A 26,624-nucleotide genomic window follows, 5' to 3' on the forward strand; every position below is an offset into this window, starting at 1 on the left:
ACTTGTTTGGACCGAGATAATCCTTAAATGACCATCAGCACCGTTAAGGGATGAGAACATGGCCAGTTACGCAAATCTTCCGGCACCGTCCCCCGAACAGGGGTTGAGCCGCTACATGCAGGAAATCCGCAAGTTCCCGATGCTGGAGCCGGAGGAGGAGTACATGCTCGCCAAGGCCTGGGTCGACCACCAGGACAGCGAAAGCGCGCACAGGCTCGTGACCTCCCACCTGCGGCTCGCGGCGAAGATCGCGATGGGCTATCGCGGCTATGGCCTGCCCACGGCGGAGGTCGTGAGCGAGGCCAATGTCGGGCTGATGCAGGCGGTCAAGCGCTTCGATCCCGAAAAGGGCTTCCGCCTCGCCACCTATGCGATGTGGTGGATCCGGGCGAGCATCCAGGAATACATCCTGCGCTCCTGGAGCCTGGTGAAGATGGGCACGACCGCCGCGCAGAAGAAGCTGTTCTTCAACCTGCGCAAGGCGAAGAACAAGATCGGCGCGCTGGAGGAAGGCGACCTGCGGCCCGAGAACGTGGCGAAGATCGCCACCGATCTGGGCGTGACCGAGGACGAGGTGACCTCGATGAACCGGCGCCTGTCGGGCGGGGACGCCTCGCTCAACGCGCCGCTGAAGGCCGATGGCGAGGGTGCCTCCGAATGGCAGGACTGGCTGACCGACGACGATGCCGATCAGGCGGAGGCCTATGCCGAGCAGGACGAGCTCGACAGCCGCCGCACGCTGCTGATGGAGGCGATGGAAGACCTCAACGAGCGCGAGCGCCACATCCTGACCGAGCGCAAGCTGAAGGACGAGCCGCTGACGCTGGAGGATCTCAGCCAGGAATACGGCGTCAGCCGCGAGCGGATCCGCCAGATCGAGGTGCGCGCCTTCGAGAAGCTGCAAAAGCGGATGCGCGAACTTGCCGCGGAACAGGGCATGATCCCGGCGGTGAACTGAGCGCGGGGCGCGCTACCTCCTGCCCCATTCGAGGCAGGAGATTTTGATGAGCAGGATACTGGTTCTGGGCGCCTCGGGCGCCACCGGCGGGCATGTGGTCCGTCTCGCGCGGGAGGCGGGCCACGACGTCGTGGCCGCCGCGCGCGACCCGCAGGAACATGATTTCGACGTGGAGACGGCGGCGGTCGACGTGCTGGAGCCGTCCGGCCTCGACGAGGCCCTTGCCGGTTTGGACGCGGTGATCTCCGCGCTCGGCGTCAATAACGACCCCAGGACGTTGCTGAACCCGCCGCCGCTCTACAGCGAGGGGCATGCCAACGTGCTCGACGCGATGGAGGTGCATGGCGTCAGGCGCTTCGTCGCGGTGTCGGCGCTGTGGTCGCGCGACAATGCGTTCGGGCCGCTGTGGTTCCGGCTGGGGCCGGTGATGGCGCTGACGCGGGTCTATTCTGACATGCGCCGAATGGAACGGCAGGTCAGCGCCCGGCCCGGCGTGGACTACACCATCGTGCGCGCGGGCTATCTGCAGGACGATCCGATCGAGAGCCCGCCGCCGCAGGCCCATGCCGACCGCCCGCCGCAGGGGCACTGGCTGACCCGGCGGGAAGATCTGGCGCGCTTCATGGTCTCATGCGTCGAGAGCGACGACTGGTCGCGTCGGATGCCCTGTTTCGTGCAGGAGGATGACGAGAAGGTCGCGCGGCGCAAGACGCCCGACCTGATCTGACGCGCGCTCAGGCCCCTTCGGGGGGAAGGCCGGGGCGACCGAGGGGCCGCTCCAGCGCCGTGCGGTCCCAGTCGCCGGTTTCGGCCGCGGCGGCGTAGGTCGATTGCAGGAAGGCCATGAGCGTTTTCTCGGGATCGCCCGATTGACGCACGGCCTCGTAGGGCAGCAGGAACTCGCCGAGATCGGCATTCCAGCGGGCCGCGCCGGGCTCGATGTCCCGCCCCGCCATCGCATCGGGGGTCGGGTAGGCGTAGGAATAGAACATCGGTTCCCCCACCCCCGCCCCCGGCCAGAACCCGGCGGAGGAGACCTCGTGGCTATAGGCCTCGCGCGTCACGCTGTCGGGGAGGTTCGGGATGCCGCCCGGATGCGGTGGCGCCGCGCGGCCGGAAAACCGCGTGACGGCGAAGTCGAAGGACCCCCAGAACAGGTGCGCGGGCGAGACCTTGCCATGAAAGCCGCTGCGGAACCGGGTGAAGACCTGCTCGATGCTCAGGAGCGCCCGGTGGAACCGCGCGACCGCCTCCGCATCGTAGGGGCGCTCTGCGGTGTCCTCGTGGAAGGGCAGAGGCTCGGGCAATTCGTTGGGCCGGTGGTGGATGGCGCAATCGCCGCCCAGCTCCTCCACCGCCGCGCCGAAGGCATGGCGAAAACCGGCGACGCTCGTGGGCCCGAGCGCGAAGCCGGTCTGCCGCCCGCCGGGGGCGGAGACGATCAGGCGATGCGCGCAGAAATCGAACTCGACCGTCAGCGGGCCGCCGCGATCCGGGATCGGCCCCGTGGTCAGCCCGCGCGCCGTGACATAGAGCGTCGCGTGCCAGGAGTGGTTCTGCCACGGCGTGTGGCGCAGCCGGTACTTGCCGACGATCTGACACCACAGGTGCAGGGCGGTGCAGGTCTCCTCCCAGTCGGGGAAGGGGATTGCGGGCCAGAGGTCGGGATTGGGCATCGGGCTCTCCTCGCGTGTCGTGACTGACGGTACACGCTGGACAGGTCGCACCGCCAGCGCCTTAATCCACGCACCGATAGCCGATTGGGAGAGACCGGTCATGCAGGACATGAAGGATCGCGCCGAGATCGAGAACCTCGTCGCCCGTTTCGATGACGCCGTAAACCGCCGCGATCAGGCGGCGTTCCGCACGCTCTGGACCGCCGACGGCCGCTGGCAGATCATGGAGCCGCACCCGCTCGACATCTCGGGCCGGGACGAGATCGTCGCGACGTGGCAGCAGATGGTGGACGCGACGAAATGGCTGTTTCGCGGCAGCTTCGCGGGCGTGCTGGACATCGATGCCGACACGGCCACGGGCCGCTGGCCCTGTATCGAGACCGGGACGATGCAGGATGGCACCGGATACGACAACCGCGCGATCTATGAGGACAGCTATGTGCGCGAGGGCGGTGTCTGGCTGTTCCGGTCGCGGACCTATCACTACCTCTGGCTGTCGGACGCCCGCATTCCCGGCGACGCGATGCCTTATGGCACCGCGCTGCCATGAGGGCGATCCGCCTTCATCTTCCTCACAAATACGCCTTTACTTCGTGCCGAACATCCGGTCGCCGGCGTCGCCGAGGCCGGGCAGGATGTAGCCTTTCTCGTTCAGCCGCTCGTCGAGCGAGGCGGTGATGACGGGGACGTCGGGGTGACGCTCCTTCATCAGGGCGACGCCCTCGGGAGCGGCGAGGAGGCAGAGGAAGCGGACATCCTTCGCGCCCGATTGCTTGAGCAGGTCGATCGCGGCGGCGGAGGAGTTGCCGGTGGCCAGCATCGGGTCCACGGCGATCACGACGCGGCTGTCGAGCTCGGCTGGGACCTTGTAGTAGTACTGCACGGGCTTCAGGGTCTCCTCGTCGCGGTAGAGGCCGACGAAGCCGACCCGCGCGGACGGGATCAAGTCCATCACGCCGTCGAGCAGGCCGTTGCCCGCGCGCAGGATCGAGATCAGCGCCAGCTTCTTGCCCTTGAGGACCGGCGCGTCCATCTCGACCAGGGGGGTGTCGATATTGGTCGTGGTCATCGGCAGGTCGCGCGTCACCTCGTAGGCGAGCAGGTGGCTGATCTCGCGCAGGAGCTGGCGGAACACGGCGGTTGAGGTCGATTTCTCCCGCATCAGGGTCAGCTTGTGCTGGACGAGCGGGTGATCGACGATGGTCAGGTGGTCGCTCATGGTGCGGTCTCCTCGAAATGGGTCATCAGGCGGCTGCGGGTCGCGTCGTCGCAGAAGGCGGCGTTGAGCGCCACCCGGTTCACCGCATCGAAGGTCTCCCGCGTCCAGCCGAAGACCCGGTTCAATTCGGTATATTCGTCGCGCATCGTGGTCGCGAAATAGGGTGGATCGTCGGTCGAGACGGTCACGGGCACGCCCGCGCGCAGCAGCCGGTCGATCGGGTGGTCGTCGAGCGTCGGGTACACGTCGAGCCGCAGGTTCGAGCCGGGATTGACCTCCAGCACGATGCCCTCCTCGGCCAGGCGGTCCACCAGCGCGGGATCCTCGATGGCGCGCACGCCGTGGCCGATGCGGGCGGGGCGCAGCGCGTCGAGACTGTCGCGGACGCTGTCGGGACCCTCGACCTCGCCCGCATGGGTGGTCAGGCCCAGCCCCGCCTCGCGTGCGATGTCGAAGGCGGGGGCGAAGTCGGCAGGGGCGAACAGGCTTTCGTTGCCGCCCATGCCCCAGCCCGTAAGGCGGGGGGAGAGATTGGCGACCGTCACCTCGGCCGCGCGGCGGGCCAGTTCCGGCCCAAGATGGCGCACGGCGGTGGAGATGAAGCGACACTCGACCTCAGGCACCTCGTCAGCACCCGCCTCCATGCCCGCGAGGTAGTCGGCCCAGTCATCGGTCGAGGTGCCGGTGATGGTCGGGGCGACGAAGAGCTCGGTATAGACGACGCCCTGATCGCGCGATTGCTCCAGCACCGCGCGGGTCAGGCGGCGGTAGTCGTCGGGGGTTTCAAGTGCCGCGCACACGGCCTCGTAGGCGGCAAGGAAGGCGGGGAAGTCGGTATAGACATAGGTGTCGCCGTCGATGACGGAGGAGAGGTCCATCCCCTTTTCAGCCGCGAGGTCGCGCATGAAGGCGGGCGGTGCGGCCCCTTCGAGATGCAGGTGCAGTTCGACCTTCTTGAGGTCGGCGACGGTTGGATCGTTCAAATCAGGCTCTTTCCATGGTTGCCGGGGGCGAGCCCCAGATGCGCCGCCACCGTCTCGCCCACATCGGCGAAGCCGTGCAGGCCGAGCGCGCGGGCGCCGAGGCCGGCCATCAGCACCGGCACGCGTTCGCGCGTGTGGTCGGTGCCGCGCCAGGTGGGATCGTTGCCGTGATCGGCGGTGAAGATCATCAGGTCGCCCTCGCGCAGGCCCGACACAAGCTCGGGGACGCGGGCGTCGAAGGCCTCCAGCGCGCGGGCGTAACCCGCCACGTCGCGGCGGTGGCCGTATTTCGAGTCGAACTCGACATAGTTGGCGAAGGTGAAGCTGCCCTCGGGCGCCTCCTGCACCAGCCGGACGGTATGATCCACGAGGGCCATGTCGTCGCGGCCCTTGTGCAATTCGTCGATGCCGCGATGGGCGAAGATGTCGCCGATCTTGCCGACGGCATGGGTCGCGCCGCCCGCGTCCTGCACCCGGTCGAGGATCGTCGGCTCGGGCGGGGCGATGGCGTAGTCACGGCGGTTCGACGTCCGCTCCCACTGCCCGTCCGCACCGACGAAGGGGCGGGCGATGACACGGCCGACCTTCATCGGGTGCACCAGCTCGGCGGCGATCTCGCAGACCTCATAGAGACGGTCGAGGCCGAAATGCGCCTCGTGGGCGGCAATCTGGAACACGCTGTCGGCGGAGGTGTAGCAGATGGGCTTGCCGCTCTCGATATGCTCGGCGGCCAGTTCCTCGATGATCGGCACGCCGCTCGCGTGCTTGTCGCCCAGGATGCCGGGCAGGCCCGCGCGGGTCACGAGCGTCTCGATCAGCTCGGGCGGGAAGGTCGGCTGGGTCTGGGGGAAATAATGCCAGTCCCACGGCACCGGCACGCCCGCCAGTTCCCAGTGGCCCGAGGGCGTGTCCTTGCCGCGGCTGACTTCCGTCGCAGCACCCCACGCGCCCTGCGGCTCCGCGCCGAGGCCGGGGGCGACGAGGCCGCTTGCCAGCTTGAGCGCGGCGCCGAGGCCGAGCCGGTCGAGATTGGGCATGTGCAGGTGCCCCAGCCGCCCCTCGTCCGCCCGGCCCGCGGCACAGGCCTGCGCGATGTGGCCGAGCGTGTTGGAGCCCTTGTCGCCCCCCGGCCCCTCGCCGAACTCGGCGGCATCGGGCGCGCCGCCGATGCCGACGCTGTCGAGCACGAGGAGGAAGGCGCGCGCCATCAGTCGATCCGCCCTTTTTCGAGCGGCAGCTCGCGCGGGGCGTCGTCGGTGATGCGGTAGGCCGCGCGCAGCCGCGCCTCGGCCCGGTCGGCATCGGCATCGGATTTGGCGTGGATGCGGGCGATGGGCTGCTCGGCATCGACGCGCAGGCCGCGGCCCGCCAGCATGTCGAGCCCGACGGAATAGTCGATCGGATCGGCGGCGCGGCGACGCCCGCCGCCCAGTTCCACCACCGCGAAGCCGACGGCCTTCGTGTCGATGCGCGAGACGAAGCCGGGGCTGTCGGGCAGCACCTCGCGCACCACGTTCGCGGTGGGCAGGTGGTGTTCGTAGCGGTCCATGAAATCGGCGGGGCCGCCCAGCTCCGTCACCATGCGGGCGAACCGTTCGGCGGCCTCGCCGCTTTCGAAGGCGTGGCGCATCTTCGCCTCGCCCTTCTGCGCGGATTCGGCGAGGTTCGCGAGGTGGAGCGCCTGCCCGCCAAGCGCGACGGTCACGTCCCACAGGCGGCTGTCGATCTCCTCCATCTTCAGGAAGCGCACTGCGTTGACGACCTCGATGGCGTTGCCCGCACAGCTCGCCAGCGGCTCGTTCATGTCGGTGATGATGGCCGAGGTGCGGCAGCCTGCGCCGTTGGCGACCTCCACGAGGCTGCGGGCGAGCGCGTCCGCGTCCTCCGCCGTGGCCATGAAGGCGCCCGTGCCGACCTTGACGTCGAGGACCAGCGCGTCGAGGCCCGCGGCCAGCTTCTTCGACAGGATCGAGGAGGTGATGAGGTCGATGCTCTCCACCGTGCCGGTCACGTCGCGGATGCCGTAGAGCCGCTTGTCGGCGGGCGCGATGTCCGGCGTCTGGCCGATGATGGCGCAGCCGACCGAGCCGGTGACGCGGCGCAGCTCGTCGAGATCGGGCTGCGTGCGGTAGCCGGGGATCGCGTCGAACTTGTCGAGCGTGCCGCCGGTGTGGCCGAGGCCGCGGCCCGAGATCATCGGGACGAACGCCCCGCAGGCCGCGAGGGCCGGGGCCAGCATCAGGGAGACGTTGTCGCCCACGCCGCCGGTGGAATGCTTGTCGATCACCGGACCGTCGAGATCCCATTTGACGACCGTGCCGCTGTCGCGCATGGCCTGCGTCAGGGCCACGCGCTCCGCCATGCCCATGCCGTTGAGCAGGATCGCCATCGCCATCGCGCCGACCTGGCCCTCGGTGATGCTGTCGTCGTTCAGCCCTTCGATGAAGAAGCGGATCTCCTCCTCGCTGAGGTGGTCGCCGTCGCGCTTCTTCGCGATCACTTCCTGCGGCAGCATCAGTAGCCCTCCCCCGTCTGCGGTTCGTCCGCACCGTCGAGCGTGGCCAGCAGCGCGTCGAGCACGCCGGAGGCGCCGATGCGGAAGGTGGCGGGCGTGGCCCAGCCCTCGCCCATGATCTCGTCGCAGAGCGCGAGGTAGTCGGCGGCGTCCTGCGTGGACTTCACGCCGCCCGCGGGCTTGAAGCCGACCTCCTCGCCGCTGTCGCGGATCGCCTCGAGCATGATGCGCGCGGAGGTCAGCGTCGCGTTGACCGGCACCTTGCCGGTGGAGGTCTTGATGAAATGCGCGCCGCCCTCGATGGCCTGCTCGGCCGCGGAGCGGATCAGGCCGGGATCGGCGAGCATCCCGGTCTCCAGGATCGCCTTGACCTCGGCCCCGTCCGCCGACTTGCGCACGCGGCGGACCATCGCGGCCGCCTCCTGCGGATGGCCTTCGATCAGCTTGGGCCAGGGGATGACCATGTCGATCTCGTCCGCGCCGTCGGCGACGGCGGTCTCGGTCATCCCGATGACGGTGTCCGCGTCCTCCATGCCCGAGGGGAAGTTGACCACGGTGGCGATGCGGATGCCGGTGCCCGCCAGCAGCGGCTTGGCCAGGCTCACGAATTGCGGCCAGATGCAGATGGCGCCGGTCGGCCCGTGGGGCGTCTGCGCGCGGGCGCAGAGCGCGCGCACGTCCTCCTCGGTGCAATCCTCGTTCAGGTTGGTCAGGTCGAGACAGGCGAGCGCGCGTGCCGCCGCCGCTTTCAGATCGCTCATGCGAAGCTCCGGATATAGGCGCGGACGAGGCGGATGAAGGCGCCGCGGGCCTTGGCGCTCTCCTCCAGCGTCTCCGCGTGGGAATTGTTGGTGTCGGCCATGCCGGCCCCGAGATTGGTGATGCACGAAATCGCCGCGACCGCGAGGCCGATGCGCCGCGCGAGGATCGTCTCGGGCACGGTGGACATGCCGACCGCGTCCGCACCCAGCGTGCGGATCATGCGGATCTCGGCCGGGGTCTCGAAGCTGGGGCCGGAGAACCAGGCATAGACGCCTTCGTGCAACTCGATCTGCTCGGACATCGCGGCCTCTTGCAGCCGGATGCGCAAGGCGGGATCGTAGGCATCCACCATGCCGACGAAGCGTTCGTCGCCCCCGTCGCCGATCAGCGGGTTGAGGCCCGAGAAGTTGATGTGGTCGCTGAGCGCCATCAGGCTGCCCGGCGGCATCTCCTCGCGCGTGGAGCCCGCCGAGTTGGTCAGCAGCACCGATTGCGCGCCGATCGCGGCCAGCAGCTCGATCGCAGGGCGCATCGCGTCGGCCTGGCCCTGCTCGTAGTAATGCACGCGGCCCGACAGGATCGCGCAGCGCACGCCCTCGATCGTGCCGACGACCAGCGCGCCCGCATGGCCCGAGACGCCCGATTGCGGCATGCCGTCGATCTCGTCGAAGGGGATACGGACCGCGCCCTCCATCTCCTCCGCCATCTGGCCGAGGCCGGAGCCGAGGATGAGGCCGAGCGCGACCGGGTCCGCTCCGATCCGTTCTTTCACCGCGTCGAGGTTCATTCCATATGCTCCGTCGTGAAGGTGCCGGGCAGAAGGTCGCCCACGGTCATGCGCGCCTTCTCCCCGTCGAGGCCCGCGAGGATCAGCGGGGTGTCGGGCTTCGCGAATTCCACCAGTTTCTGACGGCAACCGCCGCAGGGCGTGATGGGCACGGGGCTGTCGGCGATGACGACGACTTCCGTCACCTCCCGCTCCCCCGCCGCGCACATGGCAGCGATGGCCCCGGCCTCGGCACAGGTGCCCTCGGGATAGGCGACATTCTCGACATTGCAGCCGGCATAGATGCCCGAGGGCGTGCGCAGCGCCGCCCCGACCTTGAAGCCGGAATAGCGGGCATAGGCGTTTTCGCGGGCGGCGCGTGCCGCCTCGATCAGATCGTCCATCACCGTTCCTTCACGTAAGGCACGCCGCCCGCCTTGGGCGCGCGGGCCTGGCCGATGAAGCCTGCGAGCAGGATCACCACGAGGATGTAGGGCAGCGCCTGCACGAGCTGCACCGGAATCTCCACGCCGCCGATCTCACGCCCCTGAAGGCGGCTTTCGGAGGCGTCGAGGAAGGCGAAGAGCAGGCAGGCCAGCATCGCCTGCACCGGGCGCCACTTGGCGAAGATCAACGCAGCCAGCGCGATGAAGCCGCGGCCCGCGCTCATGTTCGGGATGAACCCGGAATTGAGCGCCATCGACAGCGTCGCCCCTGACAGGCCGCAGAGCAGGCCCGCGCACATCACCGCCTTGTAGCGCAGCGCGGTCACGGAGATGCCCGCAGTGTCCACCGCCGCCGGATTCTCCCCCACCGCGCGCAGGCGCATCCCGAAGCGGGTGCGTTGCAGCACCCACCAAGTGAAGGGCACCGCCCCGAAGGCGAGGTAAACGAAGATCGACTGGTCGAGGAACAGGTTGTGCACCGACGCGCCGATGCCGCCCAGATCCTCCACCCAGGAGGTCAGCGCGCGGTCGCCGCCCTGCAGCCGCGCATCCGGTGGCAGTTGCGGCGAGCGTCCGCCCATCGAGAACAGCGCGTTGCCGACCACCGCGGACAGACCCGCGGCGAGGAAGTTGATCGCCACGCCCGACACGATCTGGTTGCCGCGGAAGGTGATGCAGGCGACCCCGTGGATCAGCGCAAAGATCGTGGAAACGAGGATCGCCACCAGCACCGCGCAGAACGCGAGCGCCCAGGCAGGCACCATGGGGGCCAGCAGGATGCCCGCAGCGGCCCCGGAAAAGGCCGCGATCAGGATCTTGCCCTCCAGACCGATGTCGAACACCCCCGACCGTTCGGAATAGAGCCCGGCGAGACAGGCCAGCAGCAGCGGCGTCGCCAGCCGCAGCGTGGAGTCGAGATTGGAGATCGAGATCAGCTCACCCAGCAGCTCAAGCATCGGCCCGCTCCCGCATCGAAAAGGCGCGCGCGACCCACGGCCTGAACATGAATTCCATCGCCCCCGCGAACAGGATGACGAGACCCTGGATCACCACCACCATGTCGCGGGTGATGTTGGGCATCTCGAAAGCCAGCTCCGACCCGCCCTGGTAGAGCATCCCGAACAGCAGCGCCGCGAACACGATCCATAGCGGATGCGAGCGGCCCATCAGCGCCACCGCGATCCCGACGAAGCCCGCCTGTTGCGGGATGTCGAGGAAGATGCGGTTCTGGTCGCCCATCACCGGGTTCAGCCCCATCAGCCCCGCCAGCGCCCCCGAGATCGCCATGGTCAGCACCACGACCCGCGTGGTGGAGATGCCCGCATAGCGCGCCGCGTTGGGGTTCGCGCCGTAGACGCGCACCTCGTAGCCGAACTTGGTGCGCCAGATCAGGATGTAGACGAAGACGCAGGCGAGAAGGGCGATGAAGAAGCTCAGGTTGCCGGGGCTGGTCCCGATGCCGGGAAACCAGCCGTCGAGGAAGGTGAGCTTCGGCATCCAGGCCGATTGCTCGAAGGTGCGCGACTGGACCGAGGCGTTGCCGGGCACGCGCAGGTAGTTGTTGATGACGTAGTTCATCAGCGAATAGCTGATGAAGTTGAACATGATCGTGGTGATGACGACATGCGCGCCGCGCTTGGCGTAGAGGATGCCGGGGATCGCCGCCCAGATCGCGCCGAAGCTCGCGCCCATCAGGATCGCCACCGGCAGGATGCCCCACCAGGGCAGGTACTGGTCGAGCATCAGGCAGGCGATGCCGACCCCGAGCCCGCCGAGATAGGCCTGCCCCTCGCCGCCGATATTGAACTGGCTGGCGTGGAAGGCGACCGCCACGGCGAGGCCGGTGAAGATGAAGTTGGTGGTGTAGAACAGCGTGTAGCCCACGCCGTTGCCATAGCCGAACGCGCCGTAGAGGATATGCCCCACCGCCTCGATCGGGTTCTCGCCAATGGCCAGCACCACCAGCCCCGCCACCAGGAACGCGGTCAAAAGGTTGAGCAACGGCAGCAGCCCGAAATCCACCCAGCCGGGAAGGTCCTTGTTCATCGCGAAAGCTCCTCACGATTGGGCGCTATGAGAATGGCGTAGACGGCAAAGATCGCCACAAGACAGCCGAAAATCGCTGCCAGACCCCCCGTCAGCCCGGGATACTGCGCCCTGTAATAGGCCAGAATCAGAAACAGCCCGGCGCTCGCGCCGCTGAGCGCCCGACCTGTTCGGTTCAATATGAGGGCTCTTCCGACATCGTTAGAGCTTCTGACGGCCGCTTCTTTCGCCGACAGTGAGCACCAACAGCACACACAGGACATTATTCCGATCAAGGAGACTGCCGAACCGTTCACGCACCGCCCCTCTTCTTCGTCCAAATATCCCCGCAGGAGGCTCCCTCGGCCCGCCTCACGCCGCGTCCTCCGCGCGGACGCCGGACATCAACAGGCCGATCTCGCGCTCGGTGGCCTCGGAGCCGACCTCGCCCATGATCTCGCCTGCGAACATCACCAGGATGCGGTCGCTGAGCGCGCGGATCTCGTCGAGTTCGACCGAGACCAGGAGGATCGCCTTGCCCTCGTCGCGCAGTTCGATCAGGCGGCGGTGGATGGCCTCGATCGCGCCAACGTCGACGCCGCGGGTCGGCTGGCCGATGATGAGCACGTCGGGGTCCTGCTCGATCTCGCGGGCCAGCACGATCTTCTGCTGGTTGCCGCCGGAGAAGTTCGCGGCCTTGAGGTGCGGGTCGGGCGGGCGCACGTCGAAGCGCTCCATCTGCGCCTTCGACGCCTCCAGCACCGCCTTGCGGTCGAGGAACAGGCCGTCGCCGAACTCGGCGTCGCGCTGGTAGCCCAGGATCGTGTTCTCGCGCGCGGTGAACTTGGTGACGAGGCCCATGCGGTGCCGGTCCTCGGGCACGTGGCCCAGCCCGTGCCGGGGGCGCCAGGGGGTCGGCTCGCCCTCGATGTCGAACAGCTCGACGGAGCCCGAGGAGATCGGGCCGATGCCCGCGATCGCCTCCAGCAGCTCCGACTGGCCGTTGCCCGACACGCCCGCGATGCCGACGATCTCGCCCGCGCGGACGGTGAAGCTCGCATCCTTCACGCGGCGCACGCCCAGTTCGTCTGTCACGTCGAGGTTCTTGACCTCCAGTTTGACCTTGCCGGGGTTCGCGGGTCCCTTGTCCACGCGCAGCAGGACGCGGCGGCCGACCATCAACTCGGCCAGTTCCTCCACCCCCGTCTCGGCGGTGTGGCGGCTCGCGACCATCTGGCCCTGCCGCATCACCGACACGTCGTCGGTGATCGCCATGATCTCCCGCAGCTTGTGGGTGATGAGCAGGACCGTCTTTCCCTGCGCGCGCAGCTGGCCGAGGATGCGGAACAGGTGGTCGGCCTCGTCCGGGGTCAGCACGCCCGTCGGCTCATCGAGGATCAGGATCTCGGCCCCGCGGTAGAGCGCCTTTAGGATCTCGACCCGCTGTTGCAGGCCGACGGGCAGGTCGCCGACCACCGCGTCGGGGTCTACGTTCAGCTCATATTCGCGCTCCAGCCGATCCAGCTCGGCCCGCGCCTCGGCGATGCCGTTCTTCAGCAGCGCCCCGCCCTCGGCGCCCAGCATGACGTTCTCGAGCACGGTGAACGGCTCGACCAGCATGAAGTGCTGGTGGACCATGCCGATGCCCAAGCCGATGGCCGCATCCGAATCCGGGATCGCGACCTGTTGCCCGTCCACAGCGATGGTGCCGCGATCGGCCTGATAGAAGCCGTAGAGGATCGACATCAGCGTGGACTTGCCCGCGCCGTTCTCGCCGATGATGCCGTGGATCGTGCCCTTCTCGACCTTGAGGTCGATGTCGCGATTGGCGTGGACGGCGCCGAAACTCTTGGAAATGCCCTTCAGCTCGATGGCGGGTGCGGTCATGGCTGCGGCTCCTTAACCTTGGCGACAAGCTCGACGGTATTGCCTTCGGGGTCGGAGAGAAAGACCCCGCGCCAGCCGATCCAGTCGAATTCCTCGACACGATATGGCCGTCCGGTCCGGTCGAACCAGTCGCACGCGGCCTGCTGGTCGTCCGCCGTCAGCGCCAGCGCGATGTGATGCAGCGAGGCGCGGGTGCCGGTGAGCACGCCCCCCGCATGCTCACCGGCCACGCCCACCCCGCCCGCGTCTGCCGCGAACAGGGCCAGCACCTGGGTATGGCCGCCCACACCGGCCCCCAGGTCGAAGAAGATGATGCCGCCCGGTCGCTCCGAAAGCGTCTTCAGGCCGATCACCCCCTCGTAGAAGCGCCGCATCGACCCAAGGTCGGCGCAGCGGATCGCGATTTCGCCCAATCCGCCGATGGCGAAGAGAGGGCGTTGTGTCATGTCATTCGTCATGGCCACAATTTTTTGACCAATCGGTAAATTTTAGCAACCCCTCAATAGGGGCAGGAGCCATCCGACATGAAGTCGTGCACCGAGAGGCCGCCCGAGATGATCTCGTAGGAGGCCTGCTCGACCTCGGCGATCATCATGCGGTCGAGCAGGAACTGGTTGTGCTCGTCCACGGCATAGCCGATGCCGCGATCCTCCAGTCCCAGGCTCTGCACGCCGTAGGAATAGTTGCCGTCGGCATGGTCCTTCAGCGCGAAGTAGACCGCGTAGTCCACCTGCTTGAGCATGGAGGTCAGGACCGATCCCGGCTCCATCCCGTTCTGGTTCATGTCCACCCCGATGCCGAGGATGCCCGCATCCGCCGCGGCATCGAGCACGCCGACCCCGGTGCCGCCCGAGGCGTGGTAGATCACGTCCGCGCCGGCGGCGATCTGAGCTTCGGCGATCTCCTCGCCGCGCTCGGGATCGTTGAAGGCGGCGGGCGTGTCACCAGTCATTTCGACCAGCACGGTCGCCGTGGGATTGATCGATTTGACGCCGCCGGTGAAGCCACAGGCGAAGCGGTGGATCAGCGGAATGTCCATGCCGCCGACGAAGCCGACCGTGTCGCTTTCCGTCGCGAGGGCGGCGGCGAGACCCATCAGGAAGCTGCCCTCGTGCTCGCGGAACACGACCGACCGCACGTTCGGCTGGTCCACGACCATGTCGACGATGGCGAAATCGGTGTCGGGGAACTCGGGCGCGACCGCGCCGACCGCGTCACCGTAGAGGAAACCGATGGCGACGATCGGGTCGTAGCCGTCGGCCGCGTATTGCCGCATCAGCTCGGCCCGGTCCGCGCCTTCGGGCAGGACGACCTCGGCATAGGTGCCGCCCTCGGTGGTGGCGAACAGCTCCGCCCCGTTCCACGCACTCTCGTTGAAGGAGCCGTCCATCTTCTCGCCGCCGTCGTAGAAGAGGACGGGGCCCTCCGCGAGGGACGCGGTCGGGAACATGAGGCCGATGGCGAGGCCGAGGCTCAGGCGGGTCATGGGGATCTCCGAAAACAAGAGGTCGCCGGATCGCCCGTCCGGGATCGGACGGCGCTCGCGGCGACGGAACGCGCTAGTCATTGCGCGGGCTCGTATCGGATTTGTGACCATCCGGTCAAATTTTTTCTGCGACCCGTGAAGTGACGTTGCGACGGGGCGCTGAAACGCAAACGGGGCGCGCCAATGGCACGCCCCGCGATCTCTCAATCCGACCCGATCAGTAGGGGCAGGCACCGTCGGAGGTGTAGTCGTGCACCTCGACATCGCCCGCGACGATCGCGGCGCGTGCTTCCTCGACCGCGGCCATGATCTCGTCGGTCATCAGCTCTTCGTTGTTCTCGTCCATCGCAAGGCCGACGCCCTCTTCGGCGAGGCCGTTGACGTCGAAGCCGTAGGAGAACTCACCGTTCATCGCGTCGGAGAAGGTGTCGAAGACCGCGTTGTCCACGCGCTTGAGCATCGAGGTCAGGACCGAGCCGGGGTGCATCGCGTTCTGGTTCGAATCGACGCCGATACCCAGCAGGCCCTCATCCGCCGCGGCGCCCAGCACGCCGACGCCGGTGCCGCCGGCCGCGTGATAGACCACGTCCGCTCCACGCTCGAACTGCGAGCGGGCAAGCTCCGCCCCGCGCACCGGGTTGTTCCAGGCGGACCCGTCCGTGCCGGTCATGTTGGCATAGACCTCGATCTCGGGGTTCACCGAGCGGGCGCCACCGACGAAGCCGCACTCGAACTTGCGGATCAGCGGGATGTCCATGCCGCCGACGAAGCCGACAGCGTTCGATTCGGAAGCCAGCGCCGCCGCGACACCCGCGAGGTAGGAGCCCTCATGCTCCTTGAACACGATGGAGCGGACGTTGGGCTGCTCGACCACCATGTCGACGATGGCGAAATCGGTCTCGGGGAATTCCTGGCTGACCTTCTCGACCGCGGCGCCGTGCGAGAAGCCGATGGCGATGATCGGGTTGTAGCCCTGCTGGGCGAAGCGGCGCAGCGCCTGCTCCCGCTGGGCGTCGTTCTGGATCTCGAAATCGCGGTATTCGATGCCGGTCTCTTCGGTGAACCGCTCGGCGCCGGTATAGGCGGCCTGGTTGAACGACTGGTCGAACTTGCCGCCCAGGTCGTAGACGACCGCGGGCTGGATCTCGCTATGGGCGTCGGCATGCGCCGACACTGCGACCAGAGACGCGACAGCCGCGCCGATCAGGGTCTTCTTCATGATGAACCTCGTTTGCTGTTGGGTGGCGGCGCGTGAGTCGCGCCGCTCATTTGAAGAGCGAAACCGGCGGGGTCGCCGGGGCATGGTGCAGTGCAGCCGATTCCACCGGGGCTTTCAAGAGGGCAAATCTCAACCTGCCGCGACGCGCGCGGCGCGCTGCCAGGCTTCCCGCTTGCGGTAGAGGGTGGAGGGCGAGATCTCCAGCATCCGGGCCGCGCGCGGGATCGAGCCGCCGCATTCGGAGATCGTCGCCTCGATGAAGGCGCGCTCCAGATCGGCGAGGTTGCGCCCCACCAGGCCGCGCAGCGCCGTCTCGGGATCGAGGCTGCGCGCCTCCCGCGCCTCGGGCCCGACGGTCCGTCGCGTGAGGTCGGCGGGCAGCATCTCCGCCGTCACGGCGTCGCCGTCATGCAGCACCACCACGTTGCGCAGCACGTTGAGAAGCTGGCGCACGTTGCCGCGCCATTCGAGGGTGCGGAACAGGTCCTGCACCTCGGGCGCGATCCGGGCGAAGCGCTTGCCCTCCTCGGCGGCGAAGCGGCGCAGCATCGCCTCGGCGATCATGTTGACGTCGTTGCCCCGCTCGCGCAGCGGCGGCAGGTGCATGGGCACGACGTGCAGGCGGTAGAACAGGTCCTCGCGGAAGCGCCCCTCCGCGACCTCGCGCACGGGGTCGCGATTGGTCGCGCACAGGATGCGCACATCGACCTTTCGCGCCTTGGTCGCGCCGACGGGCTGGACGGTCGAGCTCTGGATGAAACGCAGGAGCTTGGTCTGCAGGTTGAGGTCCATCTCGCAGATCTCGTCGAGGAACAGCGTGCCGCCATCCGCCGCCGTCGCCGCCCCCGTCTTGTCCGAGATCGCGCCGGTGAAGGAGCCCTTGAGATGGCCGAACACCTCCGATTCCAGCAGGTTCGCCGGGATCGCGCCGCAGTTGAGCGGCACGAAGGGGCCGTCGGCGCGCTTGCTCATCGCGTGGATGGCATGGGCGCAGACCTCCTTGCCCGTGCCGCTTTCCCCGGTGATGAAGACGGTGGCGCTCGATCGGCCGACGACGCGGATCGTCTGGTAGATGTCAGCCATCGCCTCGCTGTCGCCGATCAAGCCGTCGACCGGGCTTTCGACCGGGTCCGGATCGCCCTTGACCGACCCTGCGAGCGCGGAGTCCACCGCATTGCGCAGGCTCACGTCGTCGAAGGGTTTGACGAGGAAATCCGCGGCCCCCATCCGCATCGCGTCGACCGCCAGCTTCACCGAGCTGTTGGAGGTGATTACGACGATCTCGACGCCGGGGGCGCGCTCCTTGAACCAGCCGAGCAGCGTTTCCCCGCGGCCATCGGGCAGCATCATGTCCAGTAGCACGACCGCATGGCGGCCTGGGTCGAAGGCGGCGCGCGCATCCTTGGCCGTGAACACGCAATCGACCTGGTGCCCCGCACGGGTCAGCACCGTTTCGTACATCAGGGAGAGGGACGGCGTATCCTCAACCAGAAGGAGATTGCTTGTCATGCTCCGATCATATCGCAACCGATACGGGCCGCCACCGCAAAACGCTTAGGATCATACGCTATTCAAGGTTGACAGGAGGCGTTTTATGGCTTGGCAAACGGCCGAGACCTGCAACTGCAGCGTGTCGCGGTCGCCCGCGACGGCGGCGCTGCGCAGCCGCTCCACCGCCAACGACAGTTCGGCCGCCCCGACCGACCCGGCCATCCCGGCCATCGCGTGCGCCTCGGCCCGGACGGCGTCGAGATCGCCCCGCCCGGCGGCGGCCTGCAACCGCTCGGCCGAGGCATCGAGATCATCGCGCAGCTGGGCGACGAGGCGCGGGACCATGTCCGGCCCCATCGCGGCTTGCAGCGCGCCCCAGACCTCGGGGTCGAGAACCGGGCTGCTCACGGCTTGGGATAGCCGATCCGCGCGAGATCGGCCCGGATTTCGTCGAGGATCGCGGGATCGTCGATGGTGGCGGGGGTCTTCACCTCCTCCCCGTCGGCGATCTTGGCCATCGTGGCCCGCAGGATCTTGCCCGAGCGGGTCTTGGGCAGACGCTCCACGACCACCGCCGACTTGAAGGCGGCGACCGGGCCGATCTCGTGGCGCACCCGCGCGACGCATTCCTTGACGATCTCGTCATGGTCCCGCGTCACGCCGCGGCTGAGGCACAGGAAGCCGATGGGCATCTGGCCCTTCAGCGGATCAGCCGCGCCGATCACCGCGCATTCGGCGACGTCCGGGTGGCCCGCCAGCACCTCCTCCATCGCGCCGGTGGAAAGGCGATGCCCGGCCACGTTGATGACGTCGTCGGTGCGCGCCATGATGTAGAGATAGCCGTCCTCGTCGATCCGGCCCGCGTCGCCCGTCTCGTAATATCCCGGGAAGGTGGCGAGATAGGCTTTCTCGAACCGCTCCTGCGCGTTCCACAGCGTCGGCAGCGTGCCCGGCGGCAGCGGCAGACGGATCGCGACGGAGCCGAGCTCGCCTACCGGCATCTCCTCGCCCTCGGGCGACAGGATGCGGATGTCGTAGCCGGGCATGGCGACGGAGGGGGAGCCGGATTTGAGCGGCATCGCCTCGACCCCGCGCGGGTTGGCGGCGATGGACCAGCCGGTCTCGGTCTGCCACCAGTGGTCGATGACGGGGACGCCCAGCACTTTCTCGGCCCATTGCACGGTGTCGGGATCGGCGCGTTCGCCCGCGAAGTAGAGGGCCTCCAGGCTGCTCATGTCGTATTTTGCGGCCTCCGACCCCGTGGGATCGTCCCGCTTGATCGCGCGGAACGCCGTGGGCGCGGTGAAGAACACCTTGACCCCATGCTCCGCGATCACGCGCCAGAAGGTGCCCGCATCGGGGGTGCCCACCGGCTTGCCCTCGAAGACGATGGTGGTGCACCCCGCCAGCAGCGGCGCGTAGCAGATGTAGGAGTGGCCCACGACCCAGCCGACATCGGACGCGGCCCAGTACACGTCGCCCGTCTCGACGCCGTAGATGTTCTTCATCGACCAGTGCAGCGCCACCATGTGCCCCGCCGTCGCGCGGACCACGCCCTTGGGCTGCCCGGTCGTGCCGGAGGTGTAGAGGATATAGGCCGGGTCCGAGCCCTTCACCGGGACGCAGGGCGCTGGTTCGGCGCGGCTCATCTCGTCGGTGAGGTCGAAATCGCGACCCTCGGCCAGCTCCGCCTCGACCTCGGCCCGTTGCAGGATCAGGCAGAACTCGGGCTTCTCTGCGGCCATGTCGATGGCCTCGTCCAACATCGGCTTGTAAGGCACGACGCGGCCCGGCTCGATCCCGCAGGAGGCCGCGATGACCGCCTTCGGGCTGCAATCGTCGATCCGCACGGCCAGTTCGCGTGCCGCGAACCCGCCGAAGACCACCGAGTGCACCGCGCCGATGCGGGCACAGGCGAGCATCGCGACCACGGCATCGGGGACCATCGGCATGTAGATCATCACCCGGTCGCCCTTGAGCACCCCGCGCCCGTGCAGCACGCCGGCCATGCGCGCGACCCGATCCTGCAGTTCGGCATAGGTGATCGTCGCCTTGTTTCCGGTAACGGGGCTGTCGTAGATGATCGCCGCCTGATCCCCGCGCCCGGCCTCCACATGCCGGTCGACACAGTTGTGGCAGGTGTTGCCGATGGCGTCGGGGAACCAGGTGTTGGTCTTGGGATCATACCCGATCTCGGGCATGTGCTGCCAGTCGATCGCCTGCGCCTGCTCCAGCCAGAAGCCGGTCGGATCGCTGAGCGAGCGGGCATGGATGTCGGCGTAGCGCATGGTCGTTTCTCTCCCCGGTGGTGCTTATAGTCTTACATGGATGTGATCGTCGTGTCGTGCGGCGGAACAGCCCTGAAAGCGGAGCGCATCGCTCTCGAAGGGCAGGTCCGCCTCCAGATGCGGTTCGATCAGGATGGTCAGATCCTGGTCGAGCAGCGCGCGGACCTGCCGGGCGAAGCTGGCTGCGTCGAGCACCACCTCGGGCGGCTGCAACGCGGCCATGTCCCAGCGCAGCGGCCCGTCCTGTCCCGTACAGGGCTGCGGATCGTCGGCACCCGGCTGGACGAAGGCCCAGTAGCCCCAGGGCAGCGCGCCCCGCTCCAGCGGCAGGGCGATATCGACGGCCCGACCTCCTCCGTGGCTCAGATGCGGCAGCATCGGCATCGGCAACGGAAATCCCGCATCGAGCGTGCGCAGCGGCACCCCGGCCGCGGCCAGCTGCGCGGCGAGCTCGAAGCTCGCATAGCTGCGATTGGCCGCACAGTAGAGCGGATGGTAGGCCCGCACCTCGCCGCGCAGGCAGGGCAGCGCGACCCGTCCGAAGGCCGGTGCCACCGCCCAGGCCGTCACGGACAACCCGGCATAGAGCGTCACGAAGGCGGCGGCGAAGCGCAGCGCCCGCGCCGGTCCCGTCCCGCGCGCCACCAAGGCCGCGAGCCAGGCCACCCCGCCCACCTGCGTGAGCGCGGTCAGCACCAGCGCGATCAGCATGTGGACGAAGGCCATGGTTCTATCCGTAGCTCGCCACCGGCGTCCCCGCGAGGGCGGAGATGTTCAAGAGCCCGCGCGCGGTGATCGAACTCGTCACGATATGCGCGCGATTGCCCATGCCCATCAGAATGGGACCGACCTCCAGCCCGCCCGCCTTCATCTTGAGGATGTTCCGCACGCCCGAGGCCGCATCCGCATTGGCGAAGACCAATACGTTGGCCGCCCCCTCCATACGGCTGTCGGGGAAGATGCGGGCGCGCAGTTCGGGGTCGAGTGCGGCATCGGAGTGCATCTCGCCCTCGTACTGGAAATCGAGCGCCTGCGCGTCGAGCAGGCCCAGCGCCGCGCGCATCCGCCGCCCGCTTTCGGTATCGAGATTGCCGAATTGCGAGTGCGAGCACAGCGCCACCTTCGGCTCCAGCCCGAAGCGGCGCACATGCCGCGCGGCGCCGATGACGATGCCCGCGATCTCGTCCGCCGTGGGCTCGGGATGCACATGCGTGTCCGCCACGAACAGTGACCCGGATTCGAGGATCATCAGGCTGAGCGCGCCCACCGGTTTGCGCCCCTGCCCGCCCAGCACCTGCTCGATATAGTTGAGGTGCCACAGATACTGACCGAACGTGCCGCAGATCAGGCTGTCGGCCTCGCCGCGATGGACCATGACGGCGCCGATCGCGGTGGTGTTGGTGCGCATGATCGCGCGGGCGAGGTCCGGGGTCACGCCCTTGCGCGCCATGATCCGGTGATAGGTCTCCCAATAGTCGCGATAGCGCGGGTCGCTTTCGGGGTTCACGATCTCGAACCGGTCGAGTTGCAGCGGGATGCCGTTGCGCGCCGCGCGGCTGGCGATGACCTCGGGCCGACCGATCAGGACGGGGGCGTCGGGTGTCTCCTCCAGCATGGCGTGGGCGGCGCGCAGCACCCGCTCATCCTCGCCCTCGGCGAAGACGATGCGCCGCTCACCGCTGCGGGATGCCTCGAAGACCGGCTTCATGATCAGGGCGGAGCGGTAGACGGAACCGTCGAGATGCTCCTTGTAGGCCTTGAGATCCGGCAGCGGACGCGTGGCCACGCCGCTCTCCATCGCGGCCTTCGCCACCGCGCCCGCGACGACGGCCAGCAGGCGCGGGTCGAAGGGTTTGGGGATCAGGTATTCGGGGCCGAAGACCAGACGTTCCCCGTGATAGGCCGCAGCCGCCTCGGCGCTCGACGCCGCGCGGGCGAGTTCGGCGATGCCCTCGACGCAGGCGACCTTCATCGCCTCGTTGATCTCGGTCGCACCGACGTCGAGCGCCCCGCGGAAGATGAAGGGGAAGCACAGGACGTTATTGACCTGGTTGGGGTAATCCGAGCGCCCCGTCGCGATCAGCGCGTCGGGCTTGACCTCGCGCGCGGCGTCGGGGTCGATCTCGGGGTTCGGGTTGGCGAGCGCGAGGATGATCGGCGCATCCGCCATCTGCGCCACCATCTCGGGCTTCAGCACGTTCGGGCCGGATAGGCCCAGGAACAGGTCCGCGCCCTCGACCACGTCGGCCAGGTCGCGCGGGCCGCCCGGCTGCGCGTACTCGGCCTTTTGCGGGGTCATGTCCGCCTCGCGCCCCTCGTGGACCAGACCGGCGAGGTCGCACAGGAACACGTTTTCCCGCTTCACACCCAGCGTCAGCAGCATGTTGAGGCAGGCGATCCCCGCCGCCCCGCCACCGGTGGAGACGACCTTGATGTCCTCGAACCTGCGGCCCGTCAGGCGCAACGCGTTCAGCGCCGCGGCCCCCACGACGATGGCCGTACCGTGCTGGTCGTCGTGGAAGACGGGGATGTTCATCCGCTCGCGGCACAGCTTTTCCACCACGAAGCAGTCGGGCGCCTTGATGTCCTCGAGATTGATCGCGCCGAAGGTCGGCTCCAGCGCCGTGACGATATCGGCGAGCTTCTCGGGATCGCTTTCGTTCACCTCGATATCGAAGCAGTCAATATTGGCGAATTTCTTGAACAGGACCGCCTTGCCCTCCATCACCGGCTTGGAGGCGAGCGCGCCGATATTCCCGAGGCCCAGCACCGCCGATCCGTTCGTCACCACCGCGACGAGGTTCTGGCGCGCGGTGTAGCGCGCGGCCTCGGCCGGGTTGTCGCGGATATCTGTGCAGGCTTCCGCCACGCCGGGGGAATAGGCGCGCGCGAGGTCGCGCTGGTTGGCGAGCGGCTTGGTCGCGCGGATCTCCAGCTTACCGGGGCGCGGAAACTCGTGGTAGTCGAGTGCCGCCTGGCGGTTGGCCTGCTTGGTATCGGTCATCTGCGTGCTGTCTCCTGTCCGGGTCTGCCGCCCGGACTATCCCGCCCGTGACGCGGCGTCATCCGTTTCCGGCGCAAGATTCTTCTCCATGAAGATCGTGTCGCCGCCCATCGCGTCTCCCGCCACCGTCGCCCGACGCTCGAACCCGTGGCGGGCATAGAAGTCGACGGCAACGTCCAGATCCTCGACCGTTTCCAGCCGCAGCATCCGGCAGCCCGCCAGCCGCGCGGTGGCTTCCAGGTGCTCCAGCAGACCCTGCGCGATGCCGGAGCCGCGCGCGCCGGGGATCACGTACATCGACTTGATCTCGCCCCAATGCTCCGCCTGCCGGACGAAGGCGGCGCAGCCCACGGCCATGCCGCCTTCGGTCGCGAGGAAGAAATCGACGTTGCGCGCGCGCAGGCGGGCGACGTCGAGGTGGAACCGCTCCTCGCTGGGAAACTTCGCCCGGAGGTAGCGCCAGCTCTGCTCCAGGATGGCGCGCGCTTCGGGGGAGGTGGGGTCGGTCTCGCAGATCTTCATCGCGGCGCCTTTCAGTAGTGGCCGATCCGGTTTCGCGGCCGGTCGCGGCCCAGTCGTTGCAGCAGGAGGTCCCGCGTGGGACCGGTTGCCTCCGGATCATAGGGCGTGGCGGCGTTCGGGTCGAACGCGCCGCGGTCCTCGATCTGGTCGTCGGCGTCGCCGATGAGGTTGGGGACGGTGCCCGGCAGGGTGCGCAGCGAGCGCAGGCACGGCATCTGATCGCAGGGGCGCGGGGCGGGGCGCAGCGGCTCCTGCGCCGCCGCGGCCCCCGCCAGCAGGATCAGTGCCAGCGCCCCGGCCCGCATCAGTCGCGCGCCGCCCGGATCAGGTCGAGGATGCCCGCCGCCGCCTCGGGGATGTTGGTGCCGGGTCCGAAGATCGCCTTGACCCCCGCCTCCTTGAGGAAGGCGTAATCCTGCTGCGGGATCACGCCGCCGCACACGACCAGCACGTCCTCGGCCCCCTGCTCGCGCAGTGCGCGTACCAGTTGCGGGGCCAGCGTCTTGTGCCCCGCCGCCTGGCTGGAGATGCCGATCACGTGCACGTCGTTGTCGATCGCGTCCTGCGCGGCCTCTTCGGGCGTCTGGAACAGCGGGCCGACATCGACGTCGAAACCGATATCGGCGAAGGCGGTGGCGATGACCTTCGCACCCCGGTCGTGGCCGTCCTGCCCCATCTTGACCACCAGCATGCGCGGGCGGCGGCCTTCCTCCTCGGCGAAGCTCTCCACGTCCTTCTGGATGCGGGCGAAGCCCTCGTCGCCTTCGTAGGCCGCGCCATAGACTCCGGCCAGCGTCTTCACCTCGGCGCGGTGCCGTCCGAATACCTTTTCCATCGCGTCCGAAATCTCCCCCACGCTCGCGCGCGCGCGCGCCGCCTCGACCGCGGCGGCCAGCAGGTTGCCGCTGCCGCGCGCCGCCTCTTCCAACGCGGCCAGCGCCGCGTCGCATTTGGCCTGATCGCGGGCCGCGCGGATGCTTTCCAGCCGCTTCACCTGCGCCTCTCGCACCGCAACGTTGTCGATGTCGAGGACCTCGATTTCCTCCTCTTTCTCGCGACGGTACTTGTTGACGCCGACGATGACCTCCTCGCCGCGGTCGATGCGCGCCTGCTTCTGCGCGGCGGCCTCCTCGATCCTGAGCTTCGGCATGCCGGAGGCGACGGCCTTGGTCATGCCGCCCATCTCCTCGACCTCCTCGATCAGCGCCCAGGCCGCATCGGCGAGGTCGGCGGTCAGCTTCTCGACATAGTAGGAGCCCGCCAGCGGATCGACGACTTTGGTGATCCCTGTCTCCTCCTGCAGGATCAGCTGCGTGTTGCGCGCGATGCGGCTGGAATGCGCAGTCGGCAGGCCGATCGCCTCATCGAAAGAGTTGGTGTGCAGGCTCTGCGTTCCGCCCAATACGGCGGCCAGCGCCTCGTAGGCGGTACGCACAACGTTGTTGTAGGGATCCTGCTCCTGCAGGGACACGCCGCTCGTCTGGCAATGGGTGCGCAACATCAGCGAGCCGGGCTTCTTCGGCTCGAACTCGCTCATGATCCGGTGCCACAGCAGGCGCGCGGCGCGCAGCTTGGCGGCTTCCATGAAGAAGTTCATGCCGATGGCGAAGAAGAAGCTCAACCGGCCCGCGAACGTGTCGACGTCCATGCCCGCGTCGATGGCCGCGCGCACATATTCGCGCCCGTCCGCGAGGGTGAAGGCCAGCTCCTGCACCAGGTTCGCGCCCGCCTCCTGCATGTGGTAGCCGGAGATCGAGATGGAGTTGAAGCGCGGCATGTTCTCGGACGTGTAGGCGATGATGTCCGACACGATCCGCATCGAGGGCTCGGGCGGGTAGATATAGGTGTTGCGGACCATGAACTCCTTGAGGATGTCGTTCTGGATGGTGCCGCTGAGGTCCGCGACCGAGCAGCCCTGCTCCTCCCCCGCCACGATGAAGCTCGCCAGCACCGGAATGACCGCGCCGTTCATCGTCATCGAGACGGAGATGTCCTTCAGCGGAATGCCGTCGAAGAGGATCTTCATGTCCTCCACGCTGTCGATGGCCACGCCCGCCTTGCCGACATCGCCTTCCACCCGCGGGTGGTCGCTGTCGTAACCGCGATGGGTGGCGAGGTCGAAGGCGACCGAGACGCCCTGCTGCCCGGCCTCGAGCGCGCGGCGGTAGAAGGCATTGGACTCCTCCGCCGTGGAGAAGCCCGCATATTGCCGGATGGTCCAGGGGCGGCCCGCATACATCGTCGCGCGCGGACCCCGGACGAAGGGCGCGTGGCCGGGCACGGTGCCCAGATGCTCCAACCCCTCCAGATCCTCCGCCGTATAGAGCGGCTGGATCGCGATGCCTTCCGCCGTGTTCCAGGTCAGGTCTTCGAGCGGGCGGCCGCGCAGCTCCTTCTCGGCGAGTTTCTTCCAGTCGTTCATTGCTGTCTCCTTCACGGCATGGGATGGCCGAGGGACGCTTCGAGTACGGCGTACCAGTCCCGGCGGGTCATCTTGATCTGATAGGCGTCGGCGGCGGCGCGGATGCGGGCGGGGGTCTGCGAGCCCACGATGGGCATGATCCCGGCGGGATGCGCGAGCAGCCAGCCGAGCGCCGCCGCCGCGCGGTCGGTGCCGTTGGCGGTCGCGATGGCGTCGAGCGCGTCCTGCACCGGCCCCGAGCCGGTCATCAACTCGCCGCCGCCCAGCGGGCTCCACGCCATCGGCAGCAGCGAAAGTTCCTGCGCGAGATCGAGCGTGCCGTCGCTCAATGCATCCACCGTCGCGGCCGAAATCTCCGGCTGCGTGACCGCCAGCGGCGTCTGCATCGCGGCCTGCAACGCGCGGGTCTGCGCGGGGCTGTAGTTCGAGACGCCGACCGCCCCGGCCTTGCCGGAGGCCACCATCGCGTCGAGCGCGCGGCCCACCTCGGCATGGCCCGCCAACAGGTCGGGCCGGTGCACGAGGAACAAATCCACCCGCTCTACGCCCAGCCGCTTCAGCGATGCGTCGAGGCTGGCTGTCAGCGCCTCGGCGCGGCTGTCATAGGGCAAGGGCGGCTCGATCCCACCCTTGGTTACGATAACCGCGCCCTCCGCCAGCGACGGCGCGGCGCGCAGGGCCGCGCCCAGCTGCCGCTCTGCCCCGCCGAAGCCCGCATGGGAGCCGAAACCGTAGATCGCCGCCGTGTCGAGCACGTCCATCCCGGCCACTCGCGCCGCCCCTAGCAGCGCCACGACCTGTGCTTCGTCCGCGTCGCCGAAGCGCCAGCAGCCATAGGCGAGTGCCCCGACCTCGCGTCCCGCGAGTCCGCGGGTGCGTCCAATTGGCAGATGCCCGGTCATCCGCGCCCCTCCCCTGTCGCTGGAAAATGCCTATGTTGAGGGGCGAAAGGAGC

Annotated in this window: 26 protein-coding genes; 3 read left to right on the top strand and 23 right to left on the bottom strand. The window is 68.2% G+C overall.

What is annotated here, in order from left to right; genetic code table 11:
* The first annotated feature begins 58 nt into the window (after positions 1-58).
* A complete protein-coding gene (rpoH, locus tag RX333_RS10035) occupies positions 59-958 on the top strand; it encodes an RNA polymerase sigma factor RpoH (RefSeq protein ID WP_316014801.1) in 900 nt (299 codons plus the stop codon).
* Between the two features lie 46 nt (positions 959-1,004).
* Entirely contained in the window at positions 1,005-1,685 is a 681-nt protein-coding gene (locus RX333_RS10040; protein ID WP_316014802.1) for an NAD(P)-dependent oxidoreductase, read from the top strand.
* A gap of 7 nt (positions 1,686-1,692) precedes the next feature.
* Here RX333_RS10040 and RX333_RS10045 read toward each other — a convergent pair whose 3' ends face one another.
* Positions 1,693-2,634, bottom strand: a complete 942-nt coding sequence (locus tag RX333_RS10045) for a DUF5996 family protein (RefSeq protein ID WP_316014803.1) — start codon at positions 2,632-2,634, stop codon at positions 1,693-1,695.
* Between the two features lie 100 nt (positions 2,635-2,734).
* Here RX333_RS10045 and RX333_RS10050 point away from each other — a divergent pair, with 100 nt between their 5' ends.
* Positions 2,735-3,184, top strand: a complete 450-nt coding sequence (locus RX333_RS10050) for a nuclear transport factor 2 family protein (protein WP_316014804.1) — start codon at positions 2,735-2,737, stop codon at positions 3,182-3,184.
* 36 nt (positions 3,185-3,220) lie between these two features.
* Here RX333_RS10050 and upp read toward each other — a convergent pair whose 3' ends face one another.
* The 22 genes from upp to RX333_RS10160 all read right to left on the bottom strand — a co-directional run bounded on the left by upp (position 3,221) and on the right by RX333_RS10160 (position 26,571).
* Positions 3,221-3,853, bottom strand: a complete 633-nt coding sequence (upp, locus tag RX333_RS10055; RefSeq protein ID WP_316014805.1) for a uracil phosphoribosyltransferase — start codon at positions 3,851-3,853, stop codon at positions 3,221-3,223.
* Positions 3,850-4,836 (bottom strand): adenosine deaminase, encoded by a 987-nt coding sequence (gene add, locus RX333_RS10060; protein WP_316014806.1) that lies wholly within the window; start codon positions 4,834-4,836, stop codon positions 3,850-3,852. Before add ends, upp begins: the two co-directional genes overlap by 4 nt.
* On the bottom strand, positions 4,833-6,044 hold the full coding sequence (locus RX333_RS10065; RefSeq protein ID WP_316014807.1) for a phosphopentomutase: 1,212 nt from the start codon (positions 6,042-6,044) through the stop codon (positions 4,833-4,835). The genes add and RX333_RS10065 overlap by 4 nt, the downstream gene beginning before the upstream one ends.
* A complete protein-coding gene (deoA, locus tag RX333_RS10070) occupies positions 6,044-7,351 on the bottom strand; it encodes a thymidine phosphorylase (RefSeq protein ID WP_316014808.1) in 1,308 nt (435 codons plus the stop codon). Before deoA ends, RX333_RS10065 begins: the two co-directional genes overlap by 1 nt.
* Positions 7,351-8,112, bottom strand: a complete 762-nt coding sequence (deoC, locus tag RX333_RS10075; protein WP_316014809.1) for a deoxyribose-phosphate aldolase — start codon at positions 8,110-8,112, stop codon at positions 7,351-7,353. The genes deoA and deoC overlap by 1 nt, the downstream gene beginning before the upstream one ends.
* Entirely contained in the window at positions 8,109-8,900 is a 792-nt protein-coding gene (locus tag RX333_RS10080) for a purine-nucleoside phosphorylase (RefSeq protein WP_316014810.1), read from the bottom strand. The genes deoC and RX333_RS10080 overlap by 4 nt, the downstream gene beginning before the upstream one ends.
* On the bottom strand, positions 8,897-9,283 hold the full coding sequence (gene cdd / locus RX333_RS10085) for a cytidine deaminase (RefSeq protein WP_316014811.1): 387 nt from the start codon (positions 9,281-9,283) through the stop codon (positions 8,897-8,899). Before cdd ends, RX333_RS10080 begins: the two co-directional genes overlap by 4 nt.
* Positions 9,283-10,281 carry an ABC transporter permease gene (locus RX333_RS10090; RefSeq protein WP_316014812.1) on the bottom strand — a complete coding sequence of 333 codons (999 nt, stop codon included), beginning with the start codon at positions 10,279-10,281 and terminating at the stop codon, positions 9,283-9,285. Before RX333_RS10090 ends, cdd begins: the two co-directional genes overlap by 1 nt.
* Entirely contained in the window at positions 10,274-11,371 is a 1,098-nt protein-coding gene (locus RX333_RS10095; RefSeq protein WP_316014813.1) for an ABC transporter permease, read from the bottom strand. The genes RX333_RS10090 and RX333_RS10095 overlap by 8 nt, the downstream gene beginning before the upstream one ends.
* 351 nt (positions 11,372-11,722) lie before the next feature.
* Complete coding sequence (locus tag RX333_RS10100; RefSeq protein WP_316014814.1) at positions 11,723-13,237, bottom strand: ABC transporter ATP-binding protein; 1,515 nt, start codon at positions 13,235-13,237, stop codon at positions 11,723-11,725.
* Entirely contained in the window at positions 13,234-13,683 is a 450-nt protein-coding gene (locus RX333_RS10105; RefSeq protein ID WP_316014815.1) for a VOC family protein, read from the bottom strand. The genes RX333_RS10100 and RX333_RS10105 overlap by 4 nt, the downstream gene beginning before the upstream one ends.
* Positions 13,684-13,736: 53 nt before the next feature.
* Positions 13,737-14,723 (bottom strand): BMP family ABC transporter substrate-binding protein, encoded by a 987-nt coding sequence (locus tag RX333_RS10110; protein ID WP_316014816.1) that lies wholly within the window; start codon positions 14,721-14,723, stop codon positions 13,737-13,739.
* A 217-nt stretch (positions 14,724-14,940) separates the two neighbouring features.
* On the bottom strand, positions 14,941-15,942 hold the full coding sequence (locus tag RX333_RS10115; protein ID WP_316014817.1) for a BMP family ABC transporter substrate-binding protein: 1,002 nt from the start codon (positions 15,940-15,942) through the stop codon (positions 14,941-14,943).
* 129 nt (positions 15,943-16,071) lie between these two features.
* Positions 16,072-17,451, bottom strand: a complete 1,380-nt coding sequence (locus RX333_RS10120; protein ID WP_316014818.1) for a sigma-54 dependent transcriptional regulator — start codon at positions 17,449-17,451, stop codon at positions 16,072-16,074.
* Positions 17,452-17,502: 51 nt separating this feature from the next.
* On the bottom strand, positions 17,503-17,841 hold the full coding sequence (locus tag RX333_RS10125) for an Hpt domain-containing protein (RefSeq protein ID WP_316014819.1): 339 nt from the start codon (positions 17,839-17,841) through the stop codon (positions 17,503-17,505).
* Positions 17,838-19,721: a propionyl-CoA synthetase gene (locus RX333_RS10130; RefSeq protein ID WP_316014820.1), complete on the bottom strand. Its 1,884-nt coding sequence runs from the start codon at positions 19,719-19,721 to the stop codon at positions 17,838-17,840. Before RX333_RS10130 ends, RX333_RS10125 begins: the two co-directional genes overlap by 4 nt.
* Positions 19,722-19,745: 24 nt before the next feature.
* Positions 19,746-20,447: a hypothetical protein gene (locus tag RX333_RS10135; protein ID WP_316014821.1), complete on the bottom strand. Its 702-nt coding sequence runs from the start codon at positions 20,445-20,447 to the stop codon at positions 19,746-19,748.
* Positions 20,448-20,451: 4 nt separating this feature from the next.
* Positions 20,452-22,725, bottom strand: coding sequence for an NADP-dependent malic enzyme (locus RX333_RS10140; protein ID WP_316014822.1), 2,274 nt, complete (start codon positions 22,723-22,725; stop codon positions 20,452-20,454).
* A 36-nt stretch (positions 22,726-22,761) separates the two neighbouring features.
* Positions 22,762-23,247, bottom strand: coding sequence for a GNAT family N-acetyltransferase (locus RX333_RS10145; RefSeq protein WP_316014823.1), 486 nt, complete (start codon positions 23,245-23,247; stop codon positions 22,762-22,764).
* An 11-nt stretch (positions 23,248-23,258) separates the two neighbouring features.
* A complete protein-coding gene (locus tag RX333_RS10150) occupies positions 23,259-23,552 on the bottom strand; it encodes a hypothetical protein (RefSeq protein ID WP_316014824.1) in 294 nt (97 codons plus the stop codon).
* Entirely contained in the window at positions 23,552-25,669 is a 2,118-nt protein-coding gene (gene scpA, locus RX333_RS10155) for a methylmalonyl-CoA mutase (protein WP_316014825.1), read from the bottom strand. The genes RX333_RS10150 and scpA overlap by 1 nt, the downstream gene beginning before the upstream one ends.
* A gap of 11 nt (positions 25,670-25,680) precedes the next feature.
* Entirely contained in the window at positions 25,681-26,571 is an 891-nt protein-coding gene (locus RX333_RS10160) for an aldo/keto reductase family oxidoreductase (RefSeq protein WP_316014826.1), read from the bottom strand.
* Between the last annotated feature and the right edge of the window lie 53 nt (positions 26,572-26,624).

Source organism: Roseobacter sp. HKCCA0434, from assembly GCF_032464675.1.
In the GTDB taxonomy this organism is placed as follows: domain Bacteria; phylum Pseudomonadota; class Alphaproteobacteria; order Rhodobacterales; family Rhodobacteraceae; genus Pontivivens.